The following is a 23564-nucleotide window of genomic DNA, read 5'->3' as shown; positions in this document are numbered from 1 at the left end:
TCCGCAGGCAGGAGGGGCTCGATGATCGCCCAGTCTTCGTCGGATATCCCAATGCGTTCGCCCAAAACTGCCTCCAAATGGCAGCCTTGAATCAACCAAACGGAAATACGTCAACCTTTGTCCACGTGGCCTAGTGAGCCGCTTAAGCCCATTCGGCCCTTCGCGCTTCGGCAGTACGGCGCAGGAGCCCGCTGTCAACGTCGACGGCAATGAAAGTTGCGCCGGCGTCTCGGGCTTTTTTGAGAAAGTTTTGGTCCAAGGAGAGAATACCGGCCGGAACAGAGCGGTCTTTCAGCAGCCGTATTCCGTCGAGGATTGCAGCTTTGACCTCGGGATGGGAAGGTTGACCCGGAAAACCGAAGCTTGCGGCAAGATCCGCCGGTCCGAAGAACACGCCGTCGACGCCTTCGACGCTTGCGATAGCGTCGAGATTCCCCAGCGCCTCACGCGTTTCGACCTGTAGCAGAAGGCAGATCTCGTCGTTGGCGCGCGTGGCATAATCGGCGACGGTGCCATAGCGGGTGGCGCGGCTGATCCCGGAAACGCCGCGGGTGCCTTTGGGCGGATAGGTCACGGCCGAGACGGCGGCGCGGGCCTCGTCGACATTCTGGATATAGGGGATCAGAAGCGTCTGCGCTCCGGCGTCAAGCAGCTTCTTGATCTCGACCGGGTTGTTCCAGCCGGGGCGCACCACCGCCGTCACGGGATAGGGCTCGACCGCGCGAAGGAGATTGATGACCTCAGGCGGACCGGAGGTGGAGTGTTCAGTGTCGAACATGATCCAGTCGTAGCCGCAGCCGGCCAGGAGTTCGGCAACCGAAGGGTCCGCAAAGGAGCTCCAGAGCCCGATCTGGACCTCCCCCTTACGAAGGGCTTTCTTGAATGCATTTTTGGGCAGTTCCATCAGTGTTGCTCCCGTTGCTGGAGATTGCGCATCCGGCCCATCATTCGAACCCGACGCCGATCGAGCCGAGCAGTCCGAAATCGGCAAAGATGACATCGCCCGAGGAAATGTCGACCGGCCGGGTGAAGGAGCCGCCTAGCACGATGTCGCCCTTCTTCAGCCCGCCCCCCAAGGGCGCCAGCTTGTTCACCAGCCAGGCGAGGCCCGCCGCGGGATGCCCCATGACGGCGGCCGAAACGCCGGATTCCTCGATCACGCCGTTCTGCGCCAGCGTTGCGGCTACCCATCGCAGATCAACGTCGAAGGGGCGAATGGTGCGCCCCCCAAGAACGATCGCCCCGAAGGCCGCGTTGTCGGCGATGGTGTCGACGATCTGCCGCGGTACTTCGGTGCGATAGTCGATGATCTCCAGCGCGGGCTGGACGAACTCGGTCGCGCGCAGAACGTCATGAACCTGACAGCCAGGGCCGGACAGATTCTCTCCCATGATGAAGGCCAGTTCCACCTCGAGCCGGGGCTTGATGAAAGTCCCGGCCTTGATGCGGGCGCCGTCGAAATAGAGCGCGTCGTCCAGCATCACGCCGTAGTCCGGCTCGGTCATCTTTGAGGCCTGCTGCATCGCGCGGCTGGTCAGGCCGATCTTGCGGCCGACAATCGCAGCACCTTGTGCGATCCGCGCCTCTGCCCACCGGCGCTGGACATCGTAGGCGTCCTCGATCGTCATCTCGGGCCAAGTCTTTGAAGGCTGGGGACAGACCTTGCGGGACCGCTCGGCCTCAAGGATGGCGTCGGCGGCTTTCTGTCGTTCGTTCTCGCTCAGCATTGCGGTCTCATTTGATGGGTGGGATTGGGAGACGCGACTCGCCCGGCTCGAGCATCAGCCTATGCTCGAGGCTGTACCACTCGCCGATATCGCCATCTTCTGGATGGGGCTCGTCGTGCTTTTCCAAGTTGCCGATGAGGGCGTCGGTCACCCCGAACTGGACGTCCGAGGTCAAGATGTCGGTTTCGTCCACATAGGTCTGGTTGATCAGCGTCTTGAACCCCTGCTTGTGCGCGAGCACATGGACATGGGCAGGCCGGTAAGGATGACGGTTCTGCGCGTCGAGCAGCTTGCCGACGGTCGTGTCGGTCGGGATCGGATATCCGATGGGCTTGACCGAGGTGAAGCGCACCACGCCATCCGGCCCCGTCAAAAACTTGCCGCGCAGATTATACTCGGCCTGGCTCTCATCCTGGTTCTCATAGAGTCCAACGGGCGAGGCGTGCCAGATATCCACCTCGAGCCCTTCGATAGGCAGGCCCGCCTGGTCGACGAAGGTGAAACGGCCGTAGAGCCTTGGTCCCGGCGTTGGAGAGCGCAGGATCGAGCCGCCGTTTTCCGTGAGCGGCTGGTTCATCCGCCAGAAGGGGCCGAGCAGGGATTGCGTCGTTTCGGTCGCGCCGTGATCGCCGTTGTTCAGAAGGCAGACCAGGGTAGAGACGCCGAGCGAGCCCGCCATCAGGACGAATTCGTTGTGCCGTTCGTTCGTCTGCTGACCCATCGTGTTGAGGATCCTGGTCGCCTGCTGGAACTCGGCTTCCGTCAGGCCCACGTCGCGGACGAAGCCATGGAGATGCGACACGAGGCTGGTCATGATTTCGCGCAGCCGAGGATCGTTTGTCTGCTCCATCACCTTCAGGACCGCAGGCGTCACCGCGGCTTCGTTCGCAATGATCGTCATTTGAAGCCCCCCTCCATGGTAGCGGGCGAGACCCATCCGATTTGGCAGAGGCGGCGCACGGCGGCGGCATAGCCCTCCGTCCCGAGACCCGCGATCACACCGTCGGAGCGGTGCGAGACGTAGGAGTGATGTCGGAACGCCTCGCGCTTATGGATCTGGCTGATATGGACCTCGATCACGGGAGGGTCGTACGTGTTCAAAGCGTCGAGGATGGCAATCGAGGTGTGTGTGAATGCGGCTGGATTGATGACGATGCCGCAAGTGGTCATGCGTGCCTCGTGGATCCAGTCGATGAGCTGACCCTCATGGTTCGATTGCTTCATCTCGACGTCATAGCCCTCGGCGCAGACGGCCCGGCAGATGCGCTCGACATCCGCCAGCGTCTCGCGGCCATACAACTCGGGCTGGCGTTGGCCGAGAAGGTTGAGGTTCGGTCCGTTCAGAACGAGGATCGTCTTCACTCTTGCACCTTTTTCAATAGCGTCATGGTTGCCTGGTGGATCGCCCGTGCCCGCTCCAGCGGCGGCCGCGTGTCCGAGGCTGATGGCAGTTCGATTGAAAGCACCGCATGAGCCGGCAGGGCGCCGAGAAGTTCGGACAGTGGCAGGGCGCCCTCGCCGGGGACCAGCCGCCCGCCGCGCGCCTCCGCTATCAGGGCCTCGGTGCCGGTCGGGGCCAAATTCGATGCATCGCAAAGCTGCGCCGAGACGATTCGCTCCGGCGCCATGGCGGCGATCTCGGCGGGCGTTCCGCCGCAGCGACTATGATGCAGCGCGTCGACGAGATAGCCGGCATTGGCCGCGCCGCTCTCGGCGATCAGCTCGAGGCAGGCCTTGGGGCTGTCGATCCCGCGCCAGGCCATGCATTCGATATCAACCCCGAGGCCGCGCTGCCCCGCAAGCTCGCAGATCTGCGCGAAGCGGTCGGACAGGCCGTCGAAGCGATCGGCGCAGGTGTTGATACGCTTTCCGCCCAAAGCCGCCGCCGTGTCCATCGCCGGTATCAGAGTCTCGGGGCGAAGATTTTCTTCGATCACGACGGTCTCGATATCGTAAAGGCCGATATCCTCACCCTCCATGACCCGGCGAAGCTCTCTTTGCTCCGTCTCGTTCGGCAGCCAGTGAAGCTGGCCAGGCCTGACGGGCTGGAAGCGCAAGCCCACGAAATCGAATCCGGCCCCGCGCGCAAGCCGCACCAGTTCGGTCGGGGGTAAAGAGAGAAACGTGAAATGGCCGAGGCCGAGAGGACGGATCATGTCGCGTCTTTCGGCAAGGCCGCGGCGATGAGGGCCCGCAGATTGTTCGTGGATCGCTCGATATGGCCCGTCAGCAGCGCGGCAGCCCGGTCCCCCTGGCGCGCCACGGCGGCTTCGGCAATGGCAGTGTGCTCTTCGATCACTTCGCGCTGAACCCCTGCCGCCTTGAGATAGATGTGGCGATATCGATCGTTCATGCTGACGAGCGAATGGTAGATTTTAAGAAGAAGCGGCATGTCGCAGCGCTTGATCAAGGTCAGATGAAAGGCATTGTTCGCGCTTTCCCATTCGGCAAGGCTGGCGGCGTTGCCCGGAATGCGGTCGGTTCGGTTCAGGCGGTGCAGTGCACCCATGACGTCCGCCTCCCAATCCAGCCCGCCATTCTCGATCGATTTGCGCAGAGCGTAAGGCTCCAGCTCGACTCGGAGCGCTGAGACCTCGTTGAGATTGGCGAGCGAGATCGGGGTGACCGTGTAGCCCTTTTGCGCCGCGACTTCGACCAAGCCTTCGGCGACGAGCCGCGTGACCGCCTCACGCAGCGGGGAGAGGCCTACATCCATCTGAACGCGCATGCTGTCGAGGTTCAGGCGCGAACCGGGGAGCAAAGTGCCGTGCAGGATGTCGTTGCGCAGAGCAGCCTCGACCCTGTGCGCCATCGTCGCCTTTCCGTTCCTCATTTTCAGCATGTCCAGTGTGGTCATAAGCCCCTTCCTCCAGGCAGAGGATAGCCACATCGAGAGATCGATGTAAGAGCCAAAAAAATATTTTATCTTGTAAAATCGATTTCTGTCGACGCGATCGAAATTTTGCTCTATCGATATGTTCGGAGGACCTGGCTGTGCGGCATGTCGCATGACCTATTAAAATCATCGAGGGAGGAAAACGATGTGTTTTGAGATCATCCGCAACACCATGCTGGCGGCGACAGCCGTCCTGGCTGTGACCGGCACGAACGCTTTCGCGCAGGACGAGATTACCCTACGCCTGTCAGCGGTGAACTCGGAGACCGATCAGCGCGCCATTGCAATGACCGAGGTCTTCGGGCCGGCGGTTTCCGATTTTGCGAAGTTCGAGCCTCACTGGAACGGAACCCTCATCGCGCAGGGCTCCGAACTTGAGGCCATTGCTTCGGGTGACATCGAAATGTCGATCACCTCGGCACAGGAGCTGGCGACGTTCTTTCCTGAATGGTCGGTCTTTGCAGCCGGCTATGTCTTGCAGGATGCCGACCATCAGGTCGCGGTCTTCAAGGATCCGCTGATGGATCCCTTCAAGGAGCGGGTCGAGGAGGAGCTGGGCGTTCGTCTGCTGGCTCCGATGTATCTTGGTCGCCGTCAGGTAAACCTGCGCCAGACCAAAGACGAACTGGAGGTGAAGACACCCGCCGATCTGAGCGGCGTGAACCTTCGCATGCCAGGCACTGATGCCTGGCAGTTCCTCGGCCGTGCGCTCGGCGCCAACCCCACGCCCATGGCCTTCTCGGAAGTCTATATGGGGCTTCAGACCGGCGCGATCGACGGTCAGGAAAACCCGTTGCCAACAGTCGTGGATTCAAAGTTCTATGAAGTCACAAACCAGATCGTGCTGACCTCGCATCTCGTCGATTGGAACTTCATCGCCATCTCGGCCGAGCTCTTCGACAGTTTGTCCGCGCAGCAGCAGGAGGCCATTACCGCAGCTGCCGTCAAAGCGGCCGATAGCGGGCGCACTGCGCAGCTGGCCAAGGAGGAAGAGTCGGCATCGATCCTGAAGGAACGGGGCCTGGCTGTCTACGAGCCCGACATCGCTGCCTTCCGCAAAGCGGTGCAGGCTGCCTATCTGGACAGCGATCTGAGCGCTGCATGGCCGGAGGGTGTTCTCGACAAGGTAAACGCGCTCGGTAACTGATCCAGCCCTATGGCCGTGACCCGACTTCCAGCCGGGCCACGGCCCTTATGCGACACGCGTGCGGGCCAAGGCGGCCGGAACAAGTTTCGGGGAAGGGCAGACAAGTGATGGCAGCTTTGGGACGATGGTTCCGTCACGGAGCGGAGGGCGTTGCTGCGTTGATGATGGCGGCCATCTTCGGCACGTTCATAGTGCAGATCTTCGTTCGCTACGCCACGGGCTCGGCATGGTTCACCGCGGTCTTTGGGCCGGTCGATGCCGCCCAATTTGGCTGGACCGTCGAGTTCATCCTCGTACTATGGCTTTGGACGATCTTTTGGGGCAACGCGTTCGTGGTGCGAGACCACGACCACGTCACCTTCGACATCATCTATTACGCCGTGGGTCGAAAGGCTCGGACAGTCCTCGCGATCACCGGCGCGCTGATCATCGCTGCGGCGTTCTGGTCTTCGGTCGGCCCGACCTATGATCGTATGAGGCTTCTGCACCTGAGAAGCTCGGCCACGCTGCCTATCAATATGTTCCCGATCTATTCGATCTACTTCGTCTTTTTGGGAGCGGTCGGGCTCCGCTATCTCCTGCGGGCATGGGCGACTTTCCGGCATGGTCCGGATCGCGAATTGCCCGCTGTGCCGCACGCGCTTGACGAGAACGAGGAGCGCCGGACATGAGCTTCGAATTTCTTGTCCTGATTGGCACCCTGTTTTTCATCGCCGGCATTGGCATGCCCATCGCCTACGCGATCATTGTGGCTTCGATTGCCTACATGCTGGCCACCGGCTCTTCGACAGGCATTGTTGGCAGGGTCCTCGTCGATGGCATCTATCAGAGCTTCCTGCTGCTTGCCGTTCCTCTCTTCATCGTCGCCGCTAACATAATGAATGCCGGCACGATCTCAGAGAGGCTGCTGAATTTCTGCGTTGCCACGGTTGGCCGCTTCAAGGGCGGCCTCGGCCACGTCAACGTCATGTCCTCCCTGATCTTCTCGGGCATGTCCGGATCGGCCGTGGCCGATGCAGCCGGCATCGGCCGGATTATCATCGACATGATGCGCAAGGACGGACGTTTCCCCGCCGGCTATGCGGCGGCCCTGACCGCGGCTTCCGCGACGATCGGACCGATCATCCCGCCTTCGATTCCGATGGTTCTTTACGCGCTTGTCTCGAACGCCTCGATCGGCGCTCTGTTTATGGGTGGCATACTGCCCGGCCTGTTCATGGGCGCGGTGCTGATGATGATGAACTGGTGGAGCGCACATCGCCGCAATTTCATGACCGAGCCGCCGACGCCCATCCGCGAGTTGCCTCGCATTACGGGACGCGCCTTTCCCGCGCTCCTGATGCCTGCGATCCTGCTCTATGGTATTTATGGTGGTGTCACGACGCCGACCGAGGCCGCCGCAGTCGCCGCGGCTTATGCGCTCTTGCTGTCGGGCTTCTTCTACCGAACGCTGAGATTGAAGACGCTCTATACGATCCTCGTGGAAAGCGCCCGATCGTCGGCGGCGGTCGGAATCGTGATCGGCGGCGCGTTGATCCTGAACTACATCGTTGCATCTGAGAACATCCCCTCGACGCTCGGCGCCTATCTGGTGGACGTGAACGTCTCGCCGCTGATGTTCCTTCTCGCTGTCAACATACTGATCTTGCTCCTGGGATGCCTGCTGGATGCGACGACGATCATCCTGGTCATCGTGCCGCTTTTCATCCCGACCTGTAACCTTCTAGGTATCGATCTCGTCCATTTCGGCGTGGTGGTCGTCGTCAACTGCATGATTGGATTGATCACGCCGCCCTACGGCATCCTGCTCTTCGTCATCAATGCGGTCACTGGCATCCCGCTTCGGGACATCATCGTCGAGGTGCTGCCTTTCCTGAGCGTTCTCATCGGCGCGCTCGTCGTCATGATTCTCGTGCCGGATATTGTCCTCTTCCTTCCCCGACTCTTCGGCTATGCCGGCTAACTTCACACGAGAACCGGATTCCATGATCTCAGGCAAGACCCGTCTCATCGCCCATCTTGGCCACCCGACCGAGTCCTTTCGGGCACCGATGATCTACAATCCGTATTTCGAGAAGCACGGCATCGATGCGGTGGTCGTCCCGATGGGCTGCAAGGCTGAGGACTATCCGGATTTTCTGCGGCTGGCCTTCCGCCTTTCGAATATCCACGGCGCGTTGGTCACGATGCCGCACAAGGTCACGACCATGGCCTTGCTGGACGAGGCCAGCACCACGGCCCGCGTCGCCGGCTCATGCAATGCCGTTCGCCTCGGACCCGATGGACGGCTGATCGGCGATCAGTTCGATGGCGAGGGCTTCGTGCGGGGCGCCCTGCGCAAGGGTGCCGCGCTGGCGGGAGCCCGGGTTCTCGTGGTGGGGGCCGGCGGAGTTGGCTCGGCCATCGCCGCGTCGCTCGCCGCTGCGGGGGTAAGCGAGATCGCCGTCTTCGACAACCATGTCCCCATAATGGAAGCTCTCGCAGATCGGCTGCGCCAGCACTATCCGGCGCTGACCGTTTCAGTCGGTTCGAAGGACCCATTGGGCTTCGACATGGTGGTGAACGCGACGCCCCTCGGCATGCAGAAAGGCGATCCGCTTCCGATGGACGTGACTCGCATCGCACCTTCGACTTTCGTCGGCGAAGTGGTGATGAAACAGGAGATCACGCCGTTTCTTGAGGCCGTCCGAGAGCGTGGATGTGCTTTCCAGGTTGGTACGGACATGCTGTTCGAGCAGATCCCGGCCTATCTGGAGTTCTTCGGCTTCCGCACGACGACCGCCGAGGAATTGCGTAGCGTGGCACGGATCGCATACTGAACCTTTGCAAATTTCGACGCGTCAAGCTGGTCAGCTTCGAGTGGAGCGAAGGTTTGCAAACTTCGCTTAGACGTGTGGTTAGATGTTCGGTCCCGGAATTTGGTGGTGCGGATCAAGAATGAACCTGAACGGCTCTTCCGTCCAAGCTTTGCAGATGGCCTCGAAGGGCGTGAGGCCTCTTAGGGTCTTCAAACGACGCGCGAAATTGTAGGCTGCGACGAAGTCCGTGAGGTGCTGCCGAAGTTGGTCGTGATTGTCGTAGTGGAAGCGTTTGACGGTCGCGTCCTTGATCGTTCGGTTCATTCTTTCGACCTGGCCGTTCTCGGGGAAAACGATTCACTGGATCGTTTTCTTGTCCCCTCGAACTCCATGGGTGACGCGGCTTCGTCAAACGATGTTCGATATCGAGATCGGCGCAGGCGCCTTCGAAGGCATGGCATCGAAAGAGGACCTTTTCCGCCCGCATTGCTTTGATGTCCTCGGGAGTCCATCCGTTCCCCGAAAGATCGGTGAAGTGCGTTCCATTGTCGGTCAGGACGGTGTGGATCTTGTATGGAACGGCAGCGGCGAGAGCCCGCAGGAAGTTTCCCGCAACACGTCGCGTCGCTTTCTCGTGCAGCTCGACGAAGGCGAACTTCGAGGTCCGGTCGATCGCCACGAGCAGGTAAAGCTTGCCTTCTTCGGTTCGAACTTCGGCGATATCGATATGGAAGTAACCGATCGGATAGCGCTTGAACTGGGATCGCTTGGGTTTGTCGCCCTCGACCTCCGGCAACCGCGAGATGCCGTGGCGCTGCAGGCATCGATGCAGGGATGACCGCGTCAGATGCGGGATTGTCGGCTGGAGGGCATAGAGACAGTCATCGAGCGGCAATAGCGTATGGCCGCGAAAGGCAACGAGGACCGCCTCGTCCTTAAGCGACAGAACCGTGGAATGGGGCTCCTTCGGCCCGGTTCGGCGATCAACCGTTGAGGTCCGCTTCTTCCACTTGGCGACGGTCTTCGGGTTGATCCCATAGCGTCGGGACAACGCCCTCCGGCTCTATTGACTATGCTGCATCGCTCGACGGACTGCCGCAGTCGTCGTGGCGCTCCCATGCTGAATCTGCCCTATAATGCTTCCTTCCATTCGTATGAAAAGAGTGCACCATCAAAACCTGGGATCAAACAGCTAAGGACAAGATGATAACACCCGCCGGAGCGATTCGGCGGGTGTTGTCTTTTCCACGGGGGCGCGGGGTCCGTCAGCCCCCCGTGATCATCGTATCCGGCAGGTAAAGCGAAATGGCCGGGAACGCGATCAGCAGCAGCAAGGTCACGAACATCGCGATCCAGAACGGGATGACGCCCAGAAAGATCTGGCCCAGCGGCACGCTCGGGGCCACGGATTTCACGATGAACACGTTGATCCCCACGGGGGGCGAGATCAGCCCCATTTCCAGCGTCAGCACGACCAGCACACCGAACCAGATCGGATCGATCCCCAGCGCCGTGATGACCGGAAAGAAGATCGGCATCGTCAGCACCAGCATCGCGAACCCTTCCAGAAAGCAGCCCAGCACCATGTAGCACAGCAGTATCAGGCCCAGCACGGCGATGGCCGGCATGTTCAGTGCCGTCAGGAATTCCCCGACTGCCTGCGGGATATGCGACAGGGCCAGGAACGGGTTGATCATATGCGCCGCGATCAGGATCAGCATGACCGTTGCCGTCGTGACCACGGAATCCTTGCACGCGTTCCACAGGGTCGCCAATCCAAGCGATCTTGTCACCAGCCCCCAGATTATCACCAGACCCGCGCCGACTGCGGCCGCCTCGACCGGGGAAAAAAGCCCCCCATAGATGCCGCCAATTGTCAGCAGGATCACGACACCGATCGGCGTCGCACCGGCCAGACCCCCGGCCTTTTCGCGCAGGGTGGTCTGCGGGCCTCGAGGCGCCAGTTTCGGGTTGAACCAGCACATCAAGGTTATGGTCGCCACGAACATGCCCAGCAGCAAAAGCCCCGGCAGGACCCCTGCCAGAAACAGCCGTCCGATGCTTTCCTGCGCCAGGATCGCGTAGATCACGAAGCCGGTAGAGGGCGGGATCAGGATGCCCAGCGTGCCCCCAGCGGCAACCGATCCCGCGGCCAGACGGGGGTTGTAGTCGAACCGCTCCATTTCGGCCAGGCTGACCTTGCCCATGGTCAGCGCGGAGGCGACCGACGACCCCGACAGCGCGGCGAAGCCGCCGCAGCCGATCACCGTGGCCGAGGCGAGACCGCCGCGCACTGACCCGATCAGCGCATAGGCCGCGTCATAGAGCTTGCGGCTCATCCCGGTTTCGGTCGCCACGTTGCCCATCAGGATGAACAGCGGCACGACGACCAGTTCGGCAGAGGATCCCAGGGTGAAGCTTTCCGAGGCCAGCAGGCTGGTCGCGGCATCCCAGCCCCGCAACAGACAGATCCCGACGAAGCCGACGCCGAACATCGCGAAGGCGACCGGCACCCGCAGGGCCAGCAGGACCAGCAGGATCGCCATGCCCATCAGGCCGGTGGTCACATCGGTCATATCACATCCTCCACCCTGCGGCCGCGGCGTGCACCGAACATCAGCGTGACGGCCCGCAGACCCATCCCGAAGGCGGCGATCAGGGAAAACGCGATCACCGCGTATTGGAACCAGAACTTGGGCAACTGGATGATGTTGGTGGCCAGGTTTAGCATGCGGGACAGCTGCGCGCTTTCCCACATCGTCCAGGCGATGCCGATAAAGATCACCGCCCCCAGAAGGGCTGACACCACATCGCCCGCATGCCGCATCCAGTGCGGCATGACACCTTCAAACAGATCGACGGCAATGTGACCGCCGGTGCGGTCGCACAGCGCCATGCCGCCGAAGACGAGGATCACCATCGCCATCGTGGAGACATCCTGCGCACCCGAAATCGGCGCTCCGAAATAGCGCCCGATCACATCGGCAAGGATCACGACCACTTCCGTGATCAGACCCAGCGTGCCGATCAGGGCGGCAAGGCTTGTCAGCCCCGCCGCCCACCGGTCCAGACGGTCAAGCATCGTCTCAGTTGCCACGCATCACGGCAAGAACGTCCTCGCCACCGACTTCGGCGGCTAACGCCTCACCCAGCGGTTCGGTGATGGCGTTGAAGGGCGCGGCTTCCTCGGCCGACAGCATGATCACCGTGTTGTCGCCGGTCGCCTGGATCTCTTGCAGGACCGCGTCGGCCTTGGCGTTCCAGCCATCCTCGGCGGATTGCGACAGCGGTCGGCCCTTGATGCTGTCGACGGCGGCTTTGTCGGCCTCGCTCAACCCGTCGTATTTCGCGGCGTTCATTACGAAATAGAACGAGATCTGCCCCAGCGCCGGACCGGTGGTGTAGCTGTTCGCCACCTCGTCCAACTTGAAGTCGCCCACGGCAGAGGCGCCGGTCACGATACCGTCGATCAGGCCGGTCTGCAGCGCGTTGTAGATCTCGTTCGCGGGCATCTGCACGGGTGTGGCGCCCAGCGCCGCGATCACGCGCGCGGCGGCAGAGCCGGACACGCGGATCTTCAGGCCCTGCACATCGGCGGGCGTGCGGATGTCGTGGTCCTTCATGATGAAGATGTTGGGCTCCGACAGCCACAGCGCCAGCGGCACGGTCGCCGGGAATTCGCTGGTCAGCATGCCGGCGTCATAGGCATCCCACAGGATGTCATAGCCGTTCCGCCCTTCTGTCTTGACGCCGGGCAGTTCGGCCAGCATCGTCTTTGCGAACTGCGACGACGTGTAGCCCTGCAGGCCCCAGACGATGTCGGCCACGCCCTGCACGGCGCGGACGTATTGTTCCAGCGGGCCTGCGCCCAGTTCGCCGCCCGGATAGACCCTGAACTCCAGATCGGATCCGTCGGCGGTGGCGGCCGCGATGAAGGGATCGATGACAGCGCTCGTCAGCGTGTGCTGCGGCGGCACGAAATGCGCGATCGACAGGGTTTCGGCATGGGCGGGGACAGCGGCCAGAATAGCGCCGGCGGCACAGGCGGTCTTGAGCAGGTTCATCATGTGGTTTCCTCCCTTGGTGATGAAGCGGCGGGGCATTCGACCCCGGCGGTCGTAGGTGTCCGACGCCGTGACGTCAGTCGGGGGCCGCGAAGACGCGGCCATCGAACAGCTTGCGCGCGGTGCGCAGGGTCCCGGCCTGCGTGACGGTACCGTCGGGCGCGCGCCGCAGGATGACCTCGGCGGCGCCGGTCGGATGCGCGATGCGGAACACATCGCCGTCCGGCAGTGATGCAAGCCGCCGGGCGGGCGAGCCCTGCAAGGTGCAGGCGGTGGCCACGGTCACGGCGGCAAAGACGCCGATGGTCGCATGGCACCGATGCGGAATGAACGACCGGGTGTCGATGACCGCGTCGGGCGATGCGCTGACCAGCGTCATCTTGGGCACGCTTTTCTCCGCAACATCGCCCAGAGCCATCAGCGGCCCGGCCTGCAGGCGGATCGCCTCCAGCCGCGCCTTTAGCGCCTGATCCGCGTCCAGTGCGTCCCGATTCTCTTGCCCCGTCAGGCCAAAGTCGCCTGCATCCATCACGACACAGGGCATCCCGTTGTCGATCAGGGTGCATGCGATGCCGTCGATCCTGTCCACGACACGGCCCGTCGGCAGCAGCGCGCCGCACATCGACCCGGCCAGCGCGTCGAAAATAAGCGGCACGGGCGCGTGGGACCCGGGCACGCCGTCGATGCGCGCATCGCCGTCATAGCTGACACGGCCCCGCGGTGTCCGGATCGTGGCCACGGCCACTTCTTTGGTGTTGACCATGTGGATTCGGACCTGGGTCTCATCGCCCGTCGCGGCGACCAGACCGCGTTCAATCGCGGCGGGGCCGACGGCGGCCAGCAGGTTGCCGCAGCCCTGCGCATCGCTGACCAGCGGCTGGTCGACAAAGACCTGAAGGAACAGGTAATCGACATCCGCATCCGCCCGTGTGGACGGCGACAGCACCGCGACCTTCGATGTCAGCGGATCCGCACCGCCGATTCCGTCGATCTGCGCCGCGTCGGGCGACCCCATGATCCGCAGCAACAGGGCATCCCGCGCCGCGGCGTCGGCGGGCAGGTCGGAGGCGAGGAAATACGCCCCCTTCGACGTGCCGCCGCGCATCCACAGGCAGGGAATACCGTCAGACATAGGTCAGACCCTTTTCGGCAAGGCGCGGGCGCATGTCATAGATATCAAGCCCCAGTTCACCGGCCGCGAGGCGTTTGCGCTTGGACTCCTCAAGCGCGAGCCGGGCCTGCGCCTTTTCGTTGACGGTGGCGGCATCGGCGCGTTTCACGACCACCACGCCGTCGTCATCGGCCACTATCACGTCGCCCGCGTCGATCGCCTGCCCGCCGCAGACGATGGGCACGTTGACCGACCCGACGGTTTCCTTAACCGTGCCGGCGACGCTGATCGCCTTCGACCAGACCGGAAAGCCCATCTGCGTCAGGTCGCGCACGTCGCGCACGCCCGCGTCGATCACCAGCCCGCGACAGCCCCGCGCCATGGCCGAGGTCGCCAGCAGGTCGCCGAAATACCCCATGTCGCAGGGCGAGGTCGGGGCGAGCACCAGGATATCGCCCTCGCGCAGCTGTTCGATGGCGACATGGATCATCCAGTTGTCGCCGGGCGCCGCGCTGATCGTCACGGCTGATCCCGCGATCTGCGCGCCCGCATATATCGGGCGCAGGCTGCTGGACAGGCACCCGATCCGGCCCTGCGCCTCGTGTACGGTGGCGGCCCCGGCCCGGCCAAGAGCCGTGATGACGTCCTGATCCGCGCGGGTGATGGTTTGCACGACTTTGGCCATGTCAGTCTCCCGTGGTCGGCGGGGTGCCGTGGGTGTGGAAGGTGTCGATGGTTTTCAGCCCCCAGGCCTGACCCTTCTTGCGGTCGGCCTCGGTCCAGCGGACGGGGTCCCAGTCGGGGGCAAGGATCAGGCGGGCACCGGCATTGGCAAGTTCGACCCGGTTGCCCGCCGGTTCCCAGACATACAGAAAGAACGTGCCCTGAATGGCATGCTTGTGGGGCCCGGTCTCGATGTGGACGCCCGCCTCCAGAAACAGGTCGGCGGCGCGCAGGATATCCTCGCGCTGGTCGGTGGCGTAGGTGACATGGTGCAGCCGCCCGGTGCCGCGCTCGTGGTCCTCGGTGCAGGCGAGGTCGTAGGTCTTGTTGTTGACGGTGAACCAGCACCCGCCGATGCGGCCGTTGTCAAGCTGGATGTATTCTGTCACGCGGCTGCCGAGGCAGGTTTCCATGAAGTTCCGGAACACCGCGATATCGCCCGCCAGCAGGTTGACGTGATCCAGCCTGCGCGGCGCGGCGCCCGTGAACCGCGAGGCGACGTTCTTCAGCGCGGGCGCATCGGCACCCGCATCGTGGCGCCGGGTGTCGTAATAGATCTCGAACGTATGGCCGAAGGGGTCCATGAAGCGAAACGCGCGGCCATGCCCCGGCACCGGGTCGCACCACCCCAGCACGTCAAAGCCCGACGCCGTGATCGCCGCCACCCGCCGGTCCAGCGCCTCTGACGAGGCGGCGCGATAGGCGATGTGGCCGACGCCGGTGGCGTGCGAGCGTGTCAGTTGCAGGCTGTGGTGTTCGTAATCGTCCCATGCCCGCAGATAGGCGCTGCCTTCGTCTTCCGCTGTCAGCTTCAACCCATAGACCTCGGTAAAGAACCGCAGGCTGTCGTCGTAACGGTCGGTCAGCAGTTCCACATGGCCCAGATGGGCGATATCGTGGCAGTTCTCGGTCACAGCGTGTCCACGGTCCGCGGAAAGATGGACTGGAAGCCTTCGGCGTATTTGCAGTCGCGCCCGCCCGATTGCCCGCCGGAGTTGCGCTTGAAGTGATTGGCGCGCTGCTGGGCGACACGGGTATAGAACTCCCACAGGTGTTCCTGCCCCTGCATGCATTCGATAGCCGCGCGCTTCTTGGCCCAGACGGGCGTGATGTCCAGGAAGGTGTCCGGCTTCCAGCCCATCTGTTCGGTCTGGTGCGGCTCGAACAGGTAAAGCTGCGGCGCGCCCAGCACCTTCTGGCCGGGGTTGTGGCCCCAGGCCTGCGCGATCATCCGGCATTCAAGCACCGCATTGGTCGTATTCATGTGGTCGGTGTTGTAGGGGTCGTACTGGCTGTGGCTCAGCATGAAGGACGGCTGCACGTCGCAGATCACGTCGACGATGCGCATCTTGTTCTCGCGGGTGAAATCCAGCGGGTAATCGCCCATGTCCAGGGTGATCAGGTCGTGGACCCCCAGCGCCTCTGCCGCAGCCTCTGCCTCGGCGTGGCGGGCGTCCTTGACCCTTTGCAGGGTCATGCCCGCCTGCTTCCATAACTTCGCGCTTTCCCCGCGTTCCCCATAGGACAGGCACAGAACCGTGACGTTCACGCCCTGCTCCTGGTGCAAGGCGATGGCGCCGCCACAGCGCCAAACGAAATCGGCGGCATGTGCGGAAATAACGAGCGCGGTCTTGTCGGACATGGTGCCTCCCCTCAACAATCCTGAGGTTGTCTAGCACCGCCGACGGCCACGTCCCAATTCAAATGCCGTACCATTGCATAAGTAAAAGCTATAGCGACTGGCAAAAACCCGGCGTGTCGCGCTACTCTGGGGATCAGAACAGGAGGAGCGATGATCATGAACGAAGACCTCGTCTTTATCGGTTTCGGCGAAGCGGCGACGGCTTTCTTGGGCGGGTGGGACGGGTTGCGCCCGCCCCGTGTCGTTGCGTTCGACAGCAAGACGGATGACGATGCCACCTGCGACACGATGCTGGCCCGCTATGCGGAATATGCGGTGGCGGGGGCAGAGAGTGCGGCTGCGGCCGTGGACGGTGCGCAGGTCGTCTTTTGCGTTGTGACCGCCGACCGCGCGCTTGACGCCGCCAGGGCTGCCGCGCCGCAGCTTGCGCCGGATGCCTTGTGGCTGGACTGCAATTCCTGCGCCCCGGATACCAAACGCGCGGCGGAACGGGTCATCACGCAGGGGGGCGGCCGCTACGTCGATGTGGCGGTCATGGCCCCCGTGCATCCCCAGCGACAACATGTGCCGCTGCTGGTGTCGGGGCCGCACGCCGCTGCAGCGATCGCGGTGCTGACCGCCCTTGACATGCGTCCCGTTGCGGCGGGCGACAGCGTGGGGCAAGCCTCTGCGATCAAGATGTTGCGCTCGATAATGATCAAGGGGATCGAGGCGCTGACAGCCGAATGTTTCCTTGCCGCCCGCCGCGCGGGGGTCGAGGATGCGGTCATCGCTTCGCTGGATGCCTCTGATCCCGGGGCCGACTGGCGCAGGCGCGGCGCCTACAATCTGGAGAGGATGATGGTCCACGGGACCCGCCGCGCCGCCGAAATGCGCGAGGTGGCGGCCACCGTGGCGTCCCTTGGCCTGACGGGGCGGATGGCGGCGGCAACGGCGCAATGGCAGGACGCCATCGCCGCGATCGGGGCAGCGCCCGGCGAAGACGATCTGGCCGCCCGCGCCGATGCGCTGCTGCGATCGCTGTGAACGGGACCGGCCTGCGCCATTTGCGGGTGCTGCTGGCGCTTGCCGATTGCCGCTCCGTCACCGGTGCCGCGCAACTCATGGGGCTGTCGCAGCCGGCCGTCAGCCAAGCCCTGCAAAAGCTGGAAGCGCTCTCTCGCGGTGTTCTTTTCGATCGCAGTAGCAAGGGACTGTTCGCCACGCCGCGCGGTGACGTGCTGATCCGCCGGGTCCGGCGGTCGCTGGCGCGGCTCGATGCGGCCCTGGTCCTGGTCGCTCCGCGGCTGGCGCTGACGGCCACGACGCCGCAGTTGACCGCGCTTGTCGCGGTGATCGAGGCGCAGAATTTCACCATTGCCGCGCGCCGGCTGGGCATTGCCCAGCCGACCGTGCATCGCGCCATCGCCCAGTTGGAAACCGAGGCCGGTCGGCAGATGTTCGATCGGGCGGCCCATGGCATCGTGCCGACCCGCGCGACCCGCGCATTGGGGCTTGCCACCCGGCTGGCCTTTGCGGAACTGGATCAGGCCGCTGCCGATCTGGCGGAGCTCGATGGCCGCACCACCGGGCAAATCGTCATCGGGGCGCTGCCGCTGTCGCGATCCGCGCTCTTGCCGAAGGCGCTTGCGCGGTATCGGAACATGCGACCTGACCAGAACATTACGATCATCGACGGTATCTACAACGACCTGCTGAGAGGGCTGCGTCGCGGAGAAATCGACCTGATCATCGGCGCCATCCGCGATCCGGCGCCGATCGCCGATATCAGGCAAGAGCCCTGGTTCGACGATGGCATGTGTGTCGTGGCGGGCGCAGACCATCCGCTTGCCGGTCGGCAGGGCGTCAGGATCGCGGATCTGGTCGGCTATCCATGGGTCGTGGCGCGCCAGGGCACGCCGGCCCGCGACCAGTTCGAAAGCCGGATCGCGCGACATTTCGGCGCGCTGCCGGTGGTGGAAACCGGTTCGATCCTGTTGATGCGCGGACTGCTTCAGGATCAGCGGCACCTTGGATGCGTATCTTCCGGTCAGGCGGCGTTCGAGATCGCCTCGGGCCAGATCCTGGCGCTGGATCTGAAGATCGACTGGGTCGGCCGGCCGATCGGCCTGACGACCCGCACCGAATGGTTGCCGACCGCGGCGCAACAGGACCTGCTGGACGCCTGCCGCGCGATCGCGCGCGATCCCGGCGATTGAACCGGCAGCCTGCGGTGCAACCAGCCCGTGCGAGAGGTCTTTCCAGACCATGCGCTGCACCTTGGGCAGCGCTGACGCGACCAGGTCCCGGCCCAAAGTTCAAGCCTGTCTTTCCTTGTCATGCTGCAGGGGCAGCTTAAGTCCGGCAGTGATCCACCATATCCAAGAGATGATACCAGTGTGTGACCTTTGCAAACTGGGCCTGCCCCACCGCCAGCCCCGCGCGACGCGCCGCAACTTCCTGCGGACGGCGATCGCCAGTGCGGCGGCGATGGCCTTTCTGCCGGGCTTCCTGGCCAGTCCCGCCGCCGCCCAGGCCATCCCCGCGGGTGTCGGCCAGGCCGGCCGCCGCAGCCTGATCAAGGGCGGCCACATCCTCAGCCTCGATCCCGCGGTCGGTGACTTTACCGGAGACGTGCTGATCGAAGGCAGCCGCATCCTGGACGTCGCGCCGTCGATCGAGGCGGGCGACGCCGCGCAGATCGATGCGACGGGCCGGGTCGTGATGCCGGGATTCGTGGACACGCATCTCCACCAGTTCGAAACCGCCCTGCGGTCCTATCTGCCCAACGGCATCATGACCGCCGATGCCACCCGTCCGGGGGTGCCGACCTATCTGGACGATATCCTGGGCCGGTTTTCCAAAGTGTACCGTCCCGAAGATATCTATATCGCGCAGCTGTTCGGCGGTCTCAGTCAGCTTGATGCGGGTGTGACCACGGTTCATGACGTCTCTCAGATCCATCACTCGCCGGCCCATTCCGATGCGGTGATCGAGGGCATGCAGGCCGTGGGCCGGCGCGGTGTGTTCGGCTATTTCGAGGGCTACGGCCCCGATGTCGCCTATCCCGAGGATGCCCGCCGGATCCGCGACAGCTATTTCAGCACCGACGACCAGTTGCTGACCATGCTGATGGGCGGCGAGGTCTATCTACAAGGCATCGATCCGCTGCGCGCCTGGAATCTGGCAAAGGAACTGGACCTGATGGTCGGCCTTCATGCGGTCGGCTCGTTGGGCATGCAAGAAACGATAGACAGCCTGATCCCGCATTTCACCGACAAGCACCTGTTCATCCACATGACCGGCATGTCCGACAGGGCGTGGGACCGGGTGAAGGAGGTCGGCGCCCATGTGTCGCTTTCGGTCCCGATCGAAATGCACATGCGTCACGGGATGCCGCCGGTGCAGAAGACCATCGACATGGGCCTAGAGCCGTCGCTGTCGGCCGATGTCGAATGCACGATGACGGCCGATTTCTTTACCCAGATGCGCGGCACGATCACCATGCAGCGGATGATGGCCAACCAGATCGCGCTCGACCAAGGCCCGACGGCGGCACCCGCGCTGATGGAGGTGCGCGACGTCATCCGATACGCCACGATCAACGGTGCCCGGGGGCTGAAGCTGGACCACAAGACCGGCTCCCTGACACCGGGCAAGGAGGCCGACATCATCCTGCTGGATGCGACGGCGTTGAACGTGGCACCGCTGAACAATGCGCCGGGTGCGGTGGTAACGCTGATGGAACGGTCAAACGTCGAAACCGTTTTGGTGGCCGGTCAGATCAAGAAGTGGAAAGGCGCGATGGTGGGTCACGATATCGCAGCCCTGCGCGACCGGATCATCGCGTCGCGCGACTACCTTTTCGAAACCGTGGACGCCGAAGTTCCCCTGTTCGATTGAGGCAAGCCACCATCTGTCTTCGCCGCGACCCCGGCCATCGGCGGGCGTTGCGGCGGGTCGCGACGTGGTGAAGACCACGCGCCGTCGGCTTGGTGAAGTGTGATCCTTCCAATGCTGAGAAGGAAACGCACCATCAAGGGGCCTGTCGCAATTTTGATTCTGAGACGTGAAAGCCCCGACTTTGCGGGGGTTTTCAGGCTTCGTTAATCTTTTGAAGCCCGAAGATCTGCGCGACGAGATCGTTCTGGCCGTGAACGGTCCACTCGCCCGCGATGCCGAAGCCCTTCTTCAGCCATAGCATCGCCTCGAACCCCTTGATCGTTCGCCGAGCGGTATTGAACGAACGAAAGCCGCCGATCCTCGGCATCGCCCTTTTTACCCGGAAATGATCGCTCTCGATCCCCTGCTGGAGATGCTTGGTAACGGAGTGGACCGGATTGGGCGGCAGCAGCCGATCCTCGACAGCCGATCTTATGGCAACCGGGAAAGGTCCTGCGCCATCCGTCCCGACCGTCGTCGGCGACGGCAGCGGCTCGTCCTTCAGCACCTTGCGGAAGAAGCGCTTCGCTGCATCAGCATCGCGCTTGGCTGTCAGCAGGAAGTCAACAGCGTTGCCGTGCTTGTCGATGGCACGCTACAGATACCGCCACTGGCCGCGGATCTTCACACAGGTTTCGTCGATCCGGCCAATGTCGTGCATGGGCCGCAATGGGGTTTGCGAAACCGGCGCAACCGCTTCTCGATCAGCGGCGCGTAGGCCAGAATCCAGCGGTTGATCGTCGAGTGATCGCCCGCAGAGCATCGCTCGGCAAACATCTCCTCCAGATCAAGATAGCTCAACGGGTAGCGCAGATTTCAGTTCACCGCCTGAACGATCAGCCACGCCTCGAACTGCCGTCCCTTGAAGTTGTCCTTCGACGCCCGCTTCAGCTTCTCGGCGATCGTGTTCAGGATCATGGCAAGGCCCCCGTCAATAAGAGCCCGAAAATCAACAAACACGGTCACCGAACCGTTAGGCCGAAATGTTTTCGACAGCCCCCACCGCATCCAGTCCGGCGCCGATCGTCCTGGCGATCACGTCCCGCACCCAGATCGACTTTGCGGAATGGTGCTGCTCGACCGTCCAGATCAGCTTGACAGGCAGTTCCGCCGCTAACGGGAAAGGATGTATCCGCAGGCCGCCACCGATCCGGCGTGCCAGGGCCGTCGGGAGCGTCGCGACCCGGTGCGACCCGCGCACCAGCTCCTCGATTCCGGCCGGGCTGGGAATCTGGATCGCGGCCCGCAATGATAGCCCCTTGCGATCCAGTTCCGTCAGATAACTTGACCGCCACCGACCCCCGTAAGTGACAAGGATATGTTCCATCTCCAAATAGCGATCCAGTGACAGGGGCCGGTCTGCCATCGGGTGCGCAGGGTCCAGCAGGCAGGCATAACTTTCAGTGACGAGCGTGCGCGCGTAAAAGGCCGCATCTTCACGCTGGAACGGACCGATCAGCAGATCGGCTTCGCGGTTCATCAGCTTTTCGTGCCCGGTGCCGGAGGCATCCACGATCTCGATCTGCATCAGTGGTGCGGCCCGCGTGAGCGCGGTCGCGACCCGGGGCACGATCAACATCCGTTCGAAGTAGTTGCAGGCGATCACCAGCCGGTCTGTAGCCGTGGCCGGATCGAACCGCGCCGCGACGCGCAGACGCCGCGCATCCGCGATCATGATGTCCGAAAATGCGATGATGGCACGGCACTGGTCCGTGGCACGGGTCCGGCCACCCACCCGGACGAACAGGGGATCGTCGAACACTTGCCGCAACTTGTCGACGTTGTAGCTGACGACGGACTGGCTGATGCCCAGCACCTCTGCCGCGCGCGTAAAGGATTCGGCCTGCGCCACCGTGGCCAGCACCTGGAACGCCCGCAGATCGAGCGTGAGGAGATCATCCTGCTGCATACGATATCTTACGATCTGAAAATCAGATTGCAATGATCTGCTTGATCGTATTTCAAGGGTCGGCCAACCGCGCTAGCCTGTCCCAACCTTTGGGAGGAGGACCGCAGATGCCGTTGGCACCCGTGAACACCGATGTCGATATGGATCAACTGACACACGATCCCTATCCGATTTACCGCCGGATGCGGGCGGACACGCCGGTCGTGCGGGTCGCGGCGGTCAAGCGCACGTTCCTGACCAAGGCGGCCCACACCAAGCTGGTTAAGGACAATCCGGACCTGTTCAGCTCTGACGACCCCAAAACGCCAATGCAACCGGCGTTCCGCGCCCATACGCTGATGCGCAAGGACGGCGACGAACACCGGCGCGAGCGCATGGCGATGCAGCTGGCCTTCACGCCCAAGATCATCAAGTCCGACTGGGCGCAGATCTATCGCGACATCACGGAAACCTACCTCGACCGCCTGAAAAAGGGCGAGACGGTGGATCTGTATCGCGAAATATGCGGCCCGGTGTCGGCGGCGATCCTGACGCAGATTCTCGGCCTCGACGGGGCGACGGACGAGCAGATGATGCGCTGGTCGCAGGACCTGATCGACGGGGCCGGCAATTTCGGCTGGAAACCCGAACCCTTTGCCGTCACCGACCGTGCCAACGATGAAATGAACGCCCATTTCGACAGCCTAGTCGACCGTCACAAGGCCGACCCCAATCCCTCGGCCTTTTCGCTGATGGTCAACGCCGCCGACCCCATCCCGAAAAGCCAGATCTACGCCAACCTCAAGATCGCCATCGGTGGCGGCATCAACGAACCGCGCGACGCGATGGCCACGATCGTCTACGGCCTGCTGACCAACCCCGACCAGTTGGAAGAAGTGAAGCGGCAGGAGGCCTGGGGCCAGACCTTCGAGGAAGGCGTGCGCTGGGTGGCACCGATCCAGGCGTCCAGTCGTCTGGTGCTGGAAGACACCGAAATCGGCGGTTTCGACATCCCCAAGGGGGATACGGTGATGACCATTCAGGCGTCGGCAAACCGGGACGAGGACGTGTTCGATAAGGGCGAGGACTTCATCGTCTTTCGCGACAAGAACCCGCACCAGGCCTTTGGCAGCGGTCCGCATCATTGTGCGGGCGCGCATATCGCGCGCCGCACGGTGGGCGAGATAATGATCCCCGCCCTGTTCGAACGCTTTCCGGGCATGACGCTGCCGGACCCGAGCGCCGTGCAATGGCGCGGCTTCGGTTTTCGCGGCCCGATCAACATGCCCGTCACCCTGAACTGACCGAAAGGACAAGCCATGGTCAAAGTGACCTATATCGCCGCCGACGGCACCGAAACGAAAGTGGACGCCGAGGTCGGCGCGAGCGTGATGCAGACAGCGCTGAACAACGATATCGACGGAATCGTGGGCGAATGTGGCGGCGCCATGATGTGCGCAACCTGCCACTGCTACGTCGATGATGCCTGGACCGACAAGACCGGCGACCGGCTGGCAGGAGAGGACGACATGCTGGAATGTGCCGCGGACGAGGTGAAACCGTCGTCGCGGCTGTCCTGCCAGATCAGGCTGACGGACGACCTTGACGGGCTGGTGATCCACCTGCCCGCTGATCAGGTCTGATCCC

At 63.1% G+C, this 23564-nt stretch carries 23 protein-coding genes and 2 pseudogenes; 9 read left to right on the top strand and 16 right to left on the bottom strand.

The features are described 5' to 3' along the window. Positions 1-142: 142 nt before the first annotated feature. From ABDX79_RS18765 to ABDX79_RS18740, 6 genes are read right to left on the bottom strand one after another with little or no spacing between them, the layout of a single operon-like run. Entirely contained in the window at positions 143-904 is a 762-nt protein-coding gene (locus ABDX79_RS18765) for an HpcH/HpaI aldolase family protein (RefSeq protein WP_346221835.1), read from the bottom strand. A 40-nt stretch (positions 905-944) separates the two neighbouring features. Further along, positions 945-1727: a fumarylacetoacetate hydrolase family protein gene (locus tag ABDX79_RS18760; RefSeq protein WP_346221834.1), complete on the bottom strand. Its 783-nt coding sequence runs from the start codon at positions 1725-1727 to the stop codon at positions 945-947. 7 nt (positions 1728-1734) lie between these two features. After that, complete coding sequence (locus tag ABDX79_RS18755) at positions 1735-2628, bottom strand: dioxygenase family protein (protein WP_346221833.1); 894 nt, start codon at positions 2626-2628, stop codon at positions 1735-1737. Continuing rightward, the gene (gene aroQ, locus ABDX79_RS18750) at positions 2625-3089 is read right to left on the bottom strand and encodes a type II 3-dehydroquinate dehydratase (RefSeq protein WP_346221832.1); all 465 of its coding nucleotides are present in this window, start codon (positions 3087-3089) and stop codon (positions 2625-2627) included. Before aroQ ends, ABDX79_RS18755 begins: the two co-directional genes overlap by 4 nt. Next, a complete protein-coding gene (locus ABDX79_RS18745) occupies positions 3086-3883 on the bottom strand; it encodes a sugar phosphate isomerase/epimerase family protein (RefSeq protein WP_346221831.1) in 798 nt (265 codons plus the stop codon). Before ABDX79_RS18745 ends, aroQ begins: the two co-directional genes overlap by 4 nt. Further along, positions 3880-4584 (bottom strand): GntR family transcriptional regulator, encoded by a 705-nt coding sequence (locus tag ABDX79_RS18740; RefSeq protein ID WP_346221830.1) that lies wholly within the window; start codon positions 4582-4584, stop codon positions 3880-3882. The genes ABDX79_RS18745 and ABDX79_RS18740 overlap by 4 nt, the downstream gene beginning before the upstream one ends. 184 nt (positions 4585-4768) lie before the next feature. On the opposite strand from ABDX79_RS18740, the gene dctP reads away from it, so the two are divergent. The 4 genes from dctP to ABDX79_RS18720 all read left to right on the top strand — a co-directional run bounded on the left by dctP (position 4769) and on the right by ABDX79_RS18720 (position 8589). Next, on the top strand, positions 4769-5770 hold the full coding sequence (gene dctP / locus ABDX79_RS18735; protein WP_346221829.1) for a TRAP transporter substrate-binding protein DctP: 1002 nt from the start codon (positions 4769-4771) through the stop codon (positions 5768-5770). A gap of 107 nt (positions 5771-5877) precedes the next feature. Then, positions 5878-6441, top strand: a complete 564-nt coding sequence (locus ABDX79_RS18730) for a TRAP transporter small permease (protein WP_346221828.1) — start codon at positions 5878-5880, stop codon at positions 6439-6441. Continuing rightward, the gene (locus ABDX79_RS18725) at positions 6438-7733 is read left to right on the top strand and encodes a TRAP transporter large permease (protein ID WP_346221827.1); all 1296 of its coding nucleotides are present in this window, start codon (positions 6438-6440) and stop codon (positions 7731-7733) included. The genes ABDX79_RS18730 and ABDX79_RS18725 overlap by 4 nt, the downstream gene beginning before the upstream one ends. A gap of 22 nt (positions 7734-7755) precedes the next feature. Continuing rightward, entirely contained in the window at positions 7756-8589 is an 834-nt protein-coding gene (locus tag ABDX79_RS18720; RefSeq protein ID WP_346221826.1) for a shikimate dehydrogenase family protein, read from the top strand. Between the two features lie 78 nt (positions 8590-8667). Here the strand turns inward: ABDX79_RS18720 and ABDX79_RS18715 are convergent. The 8 genes and pseudogenes from ABDX79_RS18715 to ABDX79_RS18680 all read right to left on the bottom strand — a co-directional run bounded on the left by ABDX79_RS18715 (position 8668) and on the right by ABDX79_RS18680 (position 16108). Beyond that, positions 8668-9703: pseudogene (locus ABDX79_RS18715) on the bottom strand (IS481 family transposase). Between the two features lie 130 nt (positions 9704-9833). Beyond that, positions 9834-11144: a TRAP transporter large permease gene (locus ABDX79_RS18710; RefSeq protein WP_346221825.1), complete on the bottom strand. Its 1311-nt coding sequence runs from the start codon at positions 11142-11144 to the stop codon at positions 9834-9836. Continuing rightward, positions 11141-11650, bottom strand: a complete 510-nt coding sequence (locus ABDX79_RS18705) for a TRAP transporter small permease (RefSeq protein WP_346221824.1) — start codon at positions 11648-11650, stop codon at positions 11141-11143. The genes ABDX79_RS18710 and ABDX79_RS18705 overlap by 4 nt, the downstream gene beginning before the upstream one ends. Positions 11651-11654: 4 nt before the next feature. Continuing rightward, a complete protein-coding gene (locus tag ABDX79_RS18700; RefSeq protein WP_346221823.1) occupies positions 11655-12635 on the bottom strand; it encodes a TRAP transporter substrate-binding protein in 981 nt (326 codons plus the stop codon). Positions 12636-12708: 73 nt separating this feature from the next. After that, positions 12709-13764, bottom strand: a complete 1056-nt coding sequence (locus ABDX79_RS18695) for a 4-oxalomesaconate tautomerase (protein WP_346221822.1) — start codon at positions 13762-13764, stop codon at positions 12709-12711. Then, complete coding sequence (locus ABDX79_RS18690) at positions 13757-14428, bottom strand: 4-carboxy-4-hydroxy-2-oxoadipate aldolase/oxaloacetate decarboxylase (RefSeq protein ID WP_346221821.1); 672 nt, start codon at positions 14426-14428, stop codon at positions 13757-13759. The genes ABDX79_RS18695 and ABDX79_RS18690 overlap by 8 nt, the downstream gene beginning before the upstream one ends. Before the next feature lies 1 nt (position 14429). Further along, entirely contained in the window at positions 14430-15380 is a 951-nt protein-coding gene (locus tag ABDX79_RS18685) for a VOC family protein (RefSeq protein ID WP_346221820.1), read from the bottom strand. Beyond that, on the bottom strand, positions 15377-16108 hold the full coding sequence (locus ABDX79_RS18680) for a PIG-L deacetylase family protein (RefSeq protein WP_346221819.1): 732 nt from the start codon (positions 16106-16108) through the stop codon (positions 15377-15379). Before ABDX79_RS18680 ends, ABDX79_RS18685 begins: the two co-directional genes overlap by 4 nt. A 150-nt stretch (positions 16109-16258) precedes the next feature. Between ABDX79_RS18680 and ABDX79_RS18675 the strand changes: the two genes are divergently transcribed. The 3 genes from ABDX79_RS18675 (at position 16259) to ABDX79_RS18665 (ending at position 19990) form a co-directional block, all read left to right on the top strand. Continuing rightward, on the top strand, positions 16259-17134 hold the full coding sequence (locus tag ABDX79_RS18675; protein WP_346221818.1) for an NAD(P)-dependent oxidoreductase: 876 nt from the start codon (positions 16259-16261) through the stop codon (positions 17132-17134). Continuing rightward, positions 17131-18306, top strand: coding sequence for a LysR family transcriptional regulator (locus tag ABDX79_RS18670; RefSeq protein WP_346221817.1), 1176 nt, complete (start codon positions 17131-17133; stop codon positions 18304-18306). The genes ABDX79_RS18675 and ABDX79_RS18670 overlap by 4 nt, the downstream gene beginning before the upstream one ends. Before the next feature lie 148 nt (positions 18307-18454). Further along, positions 18455-19990 (top strand): amidohydrolase family protein, encoded by a 1536-nt coding sequence (locus ABDX79_RS18665; protein WP_346221816.1) that lies wholly within the window; start codon positions 18455-18457, stop codon positions 19988-19990. Between the two features lie 193 nt (positions 19991-20183). On the opposite strand, the pseudogene ABDX79_RS18660 reads toward ABDX79_RS18665, so the two are convergent. Continuing rightward, a pseudogene (locus ABDX79_RS18660) lies at positions 20184-20947 on the bottom strand (IS6 family transposase). Positions 20948-21002: 55 nt separating this feature from the next. Further along, a complete protein-coding gene (locus ABDX79_RS18655; RefSeq protein ID WP_346221815.1) occupies positions 21003-21938 on the bottom strand; it encodes a LysR family transcriptional regulator in 936 nt (311 codons plus the stop codon). Positions 21939-22045: 107 nt separating this feature from the next. On the opposite strand from ABDX79_RS18655, the gene ABDX79_RS18650 reads away from it, so the two are divergent. Continuing rightward, positions 22046-23221, top strand: coding sequence for a cytochrome P450 (locus ABDX79_RS18650; RefSeq protein WP_346221814.1), 1176 nt, complete (start codon positions 22046-22048; stop codon positions 23219-23221). 15 nt (positions 23222-23236) lie between these two features. Then, a complete protein-coding gene (locus ABDX79_RS18645) occupies positions 23237-23560 on the top strand; it encodes a 2Fe-2S iron-sulfur cluster-binding protein (protein WP_346221813.1) in 324 nt (107 codons plus the stop codon). Positions 23561-23564 lie beyond the last annotated feature (4 nt).

Source organism: Fulvimarina fulva, assembly GCF_039652615.1.
Lineage (GTDB): Bacteria > Pseudomonadota > Alphaproteobacteria > Rhizobiales > Rhizobiaceae > Fulvimarina.
The sequence above is the reverse complement of the archived record's forward strand: the minus strand, read 5'-3'. Positions and strand labels throughout refer to the sequence as shown.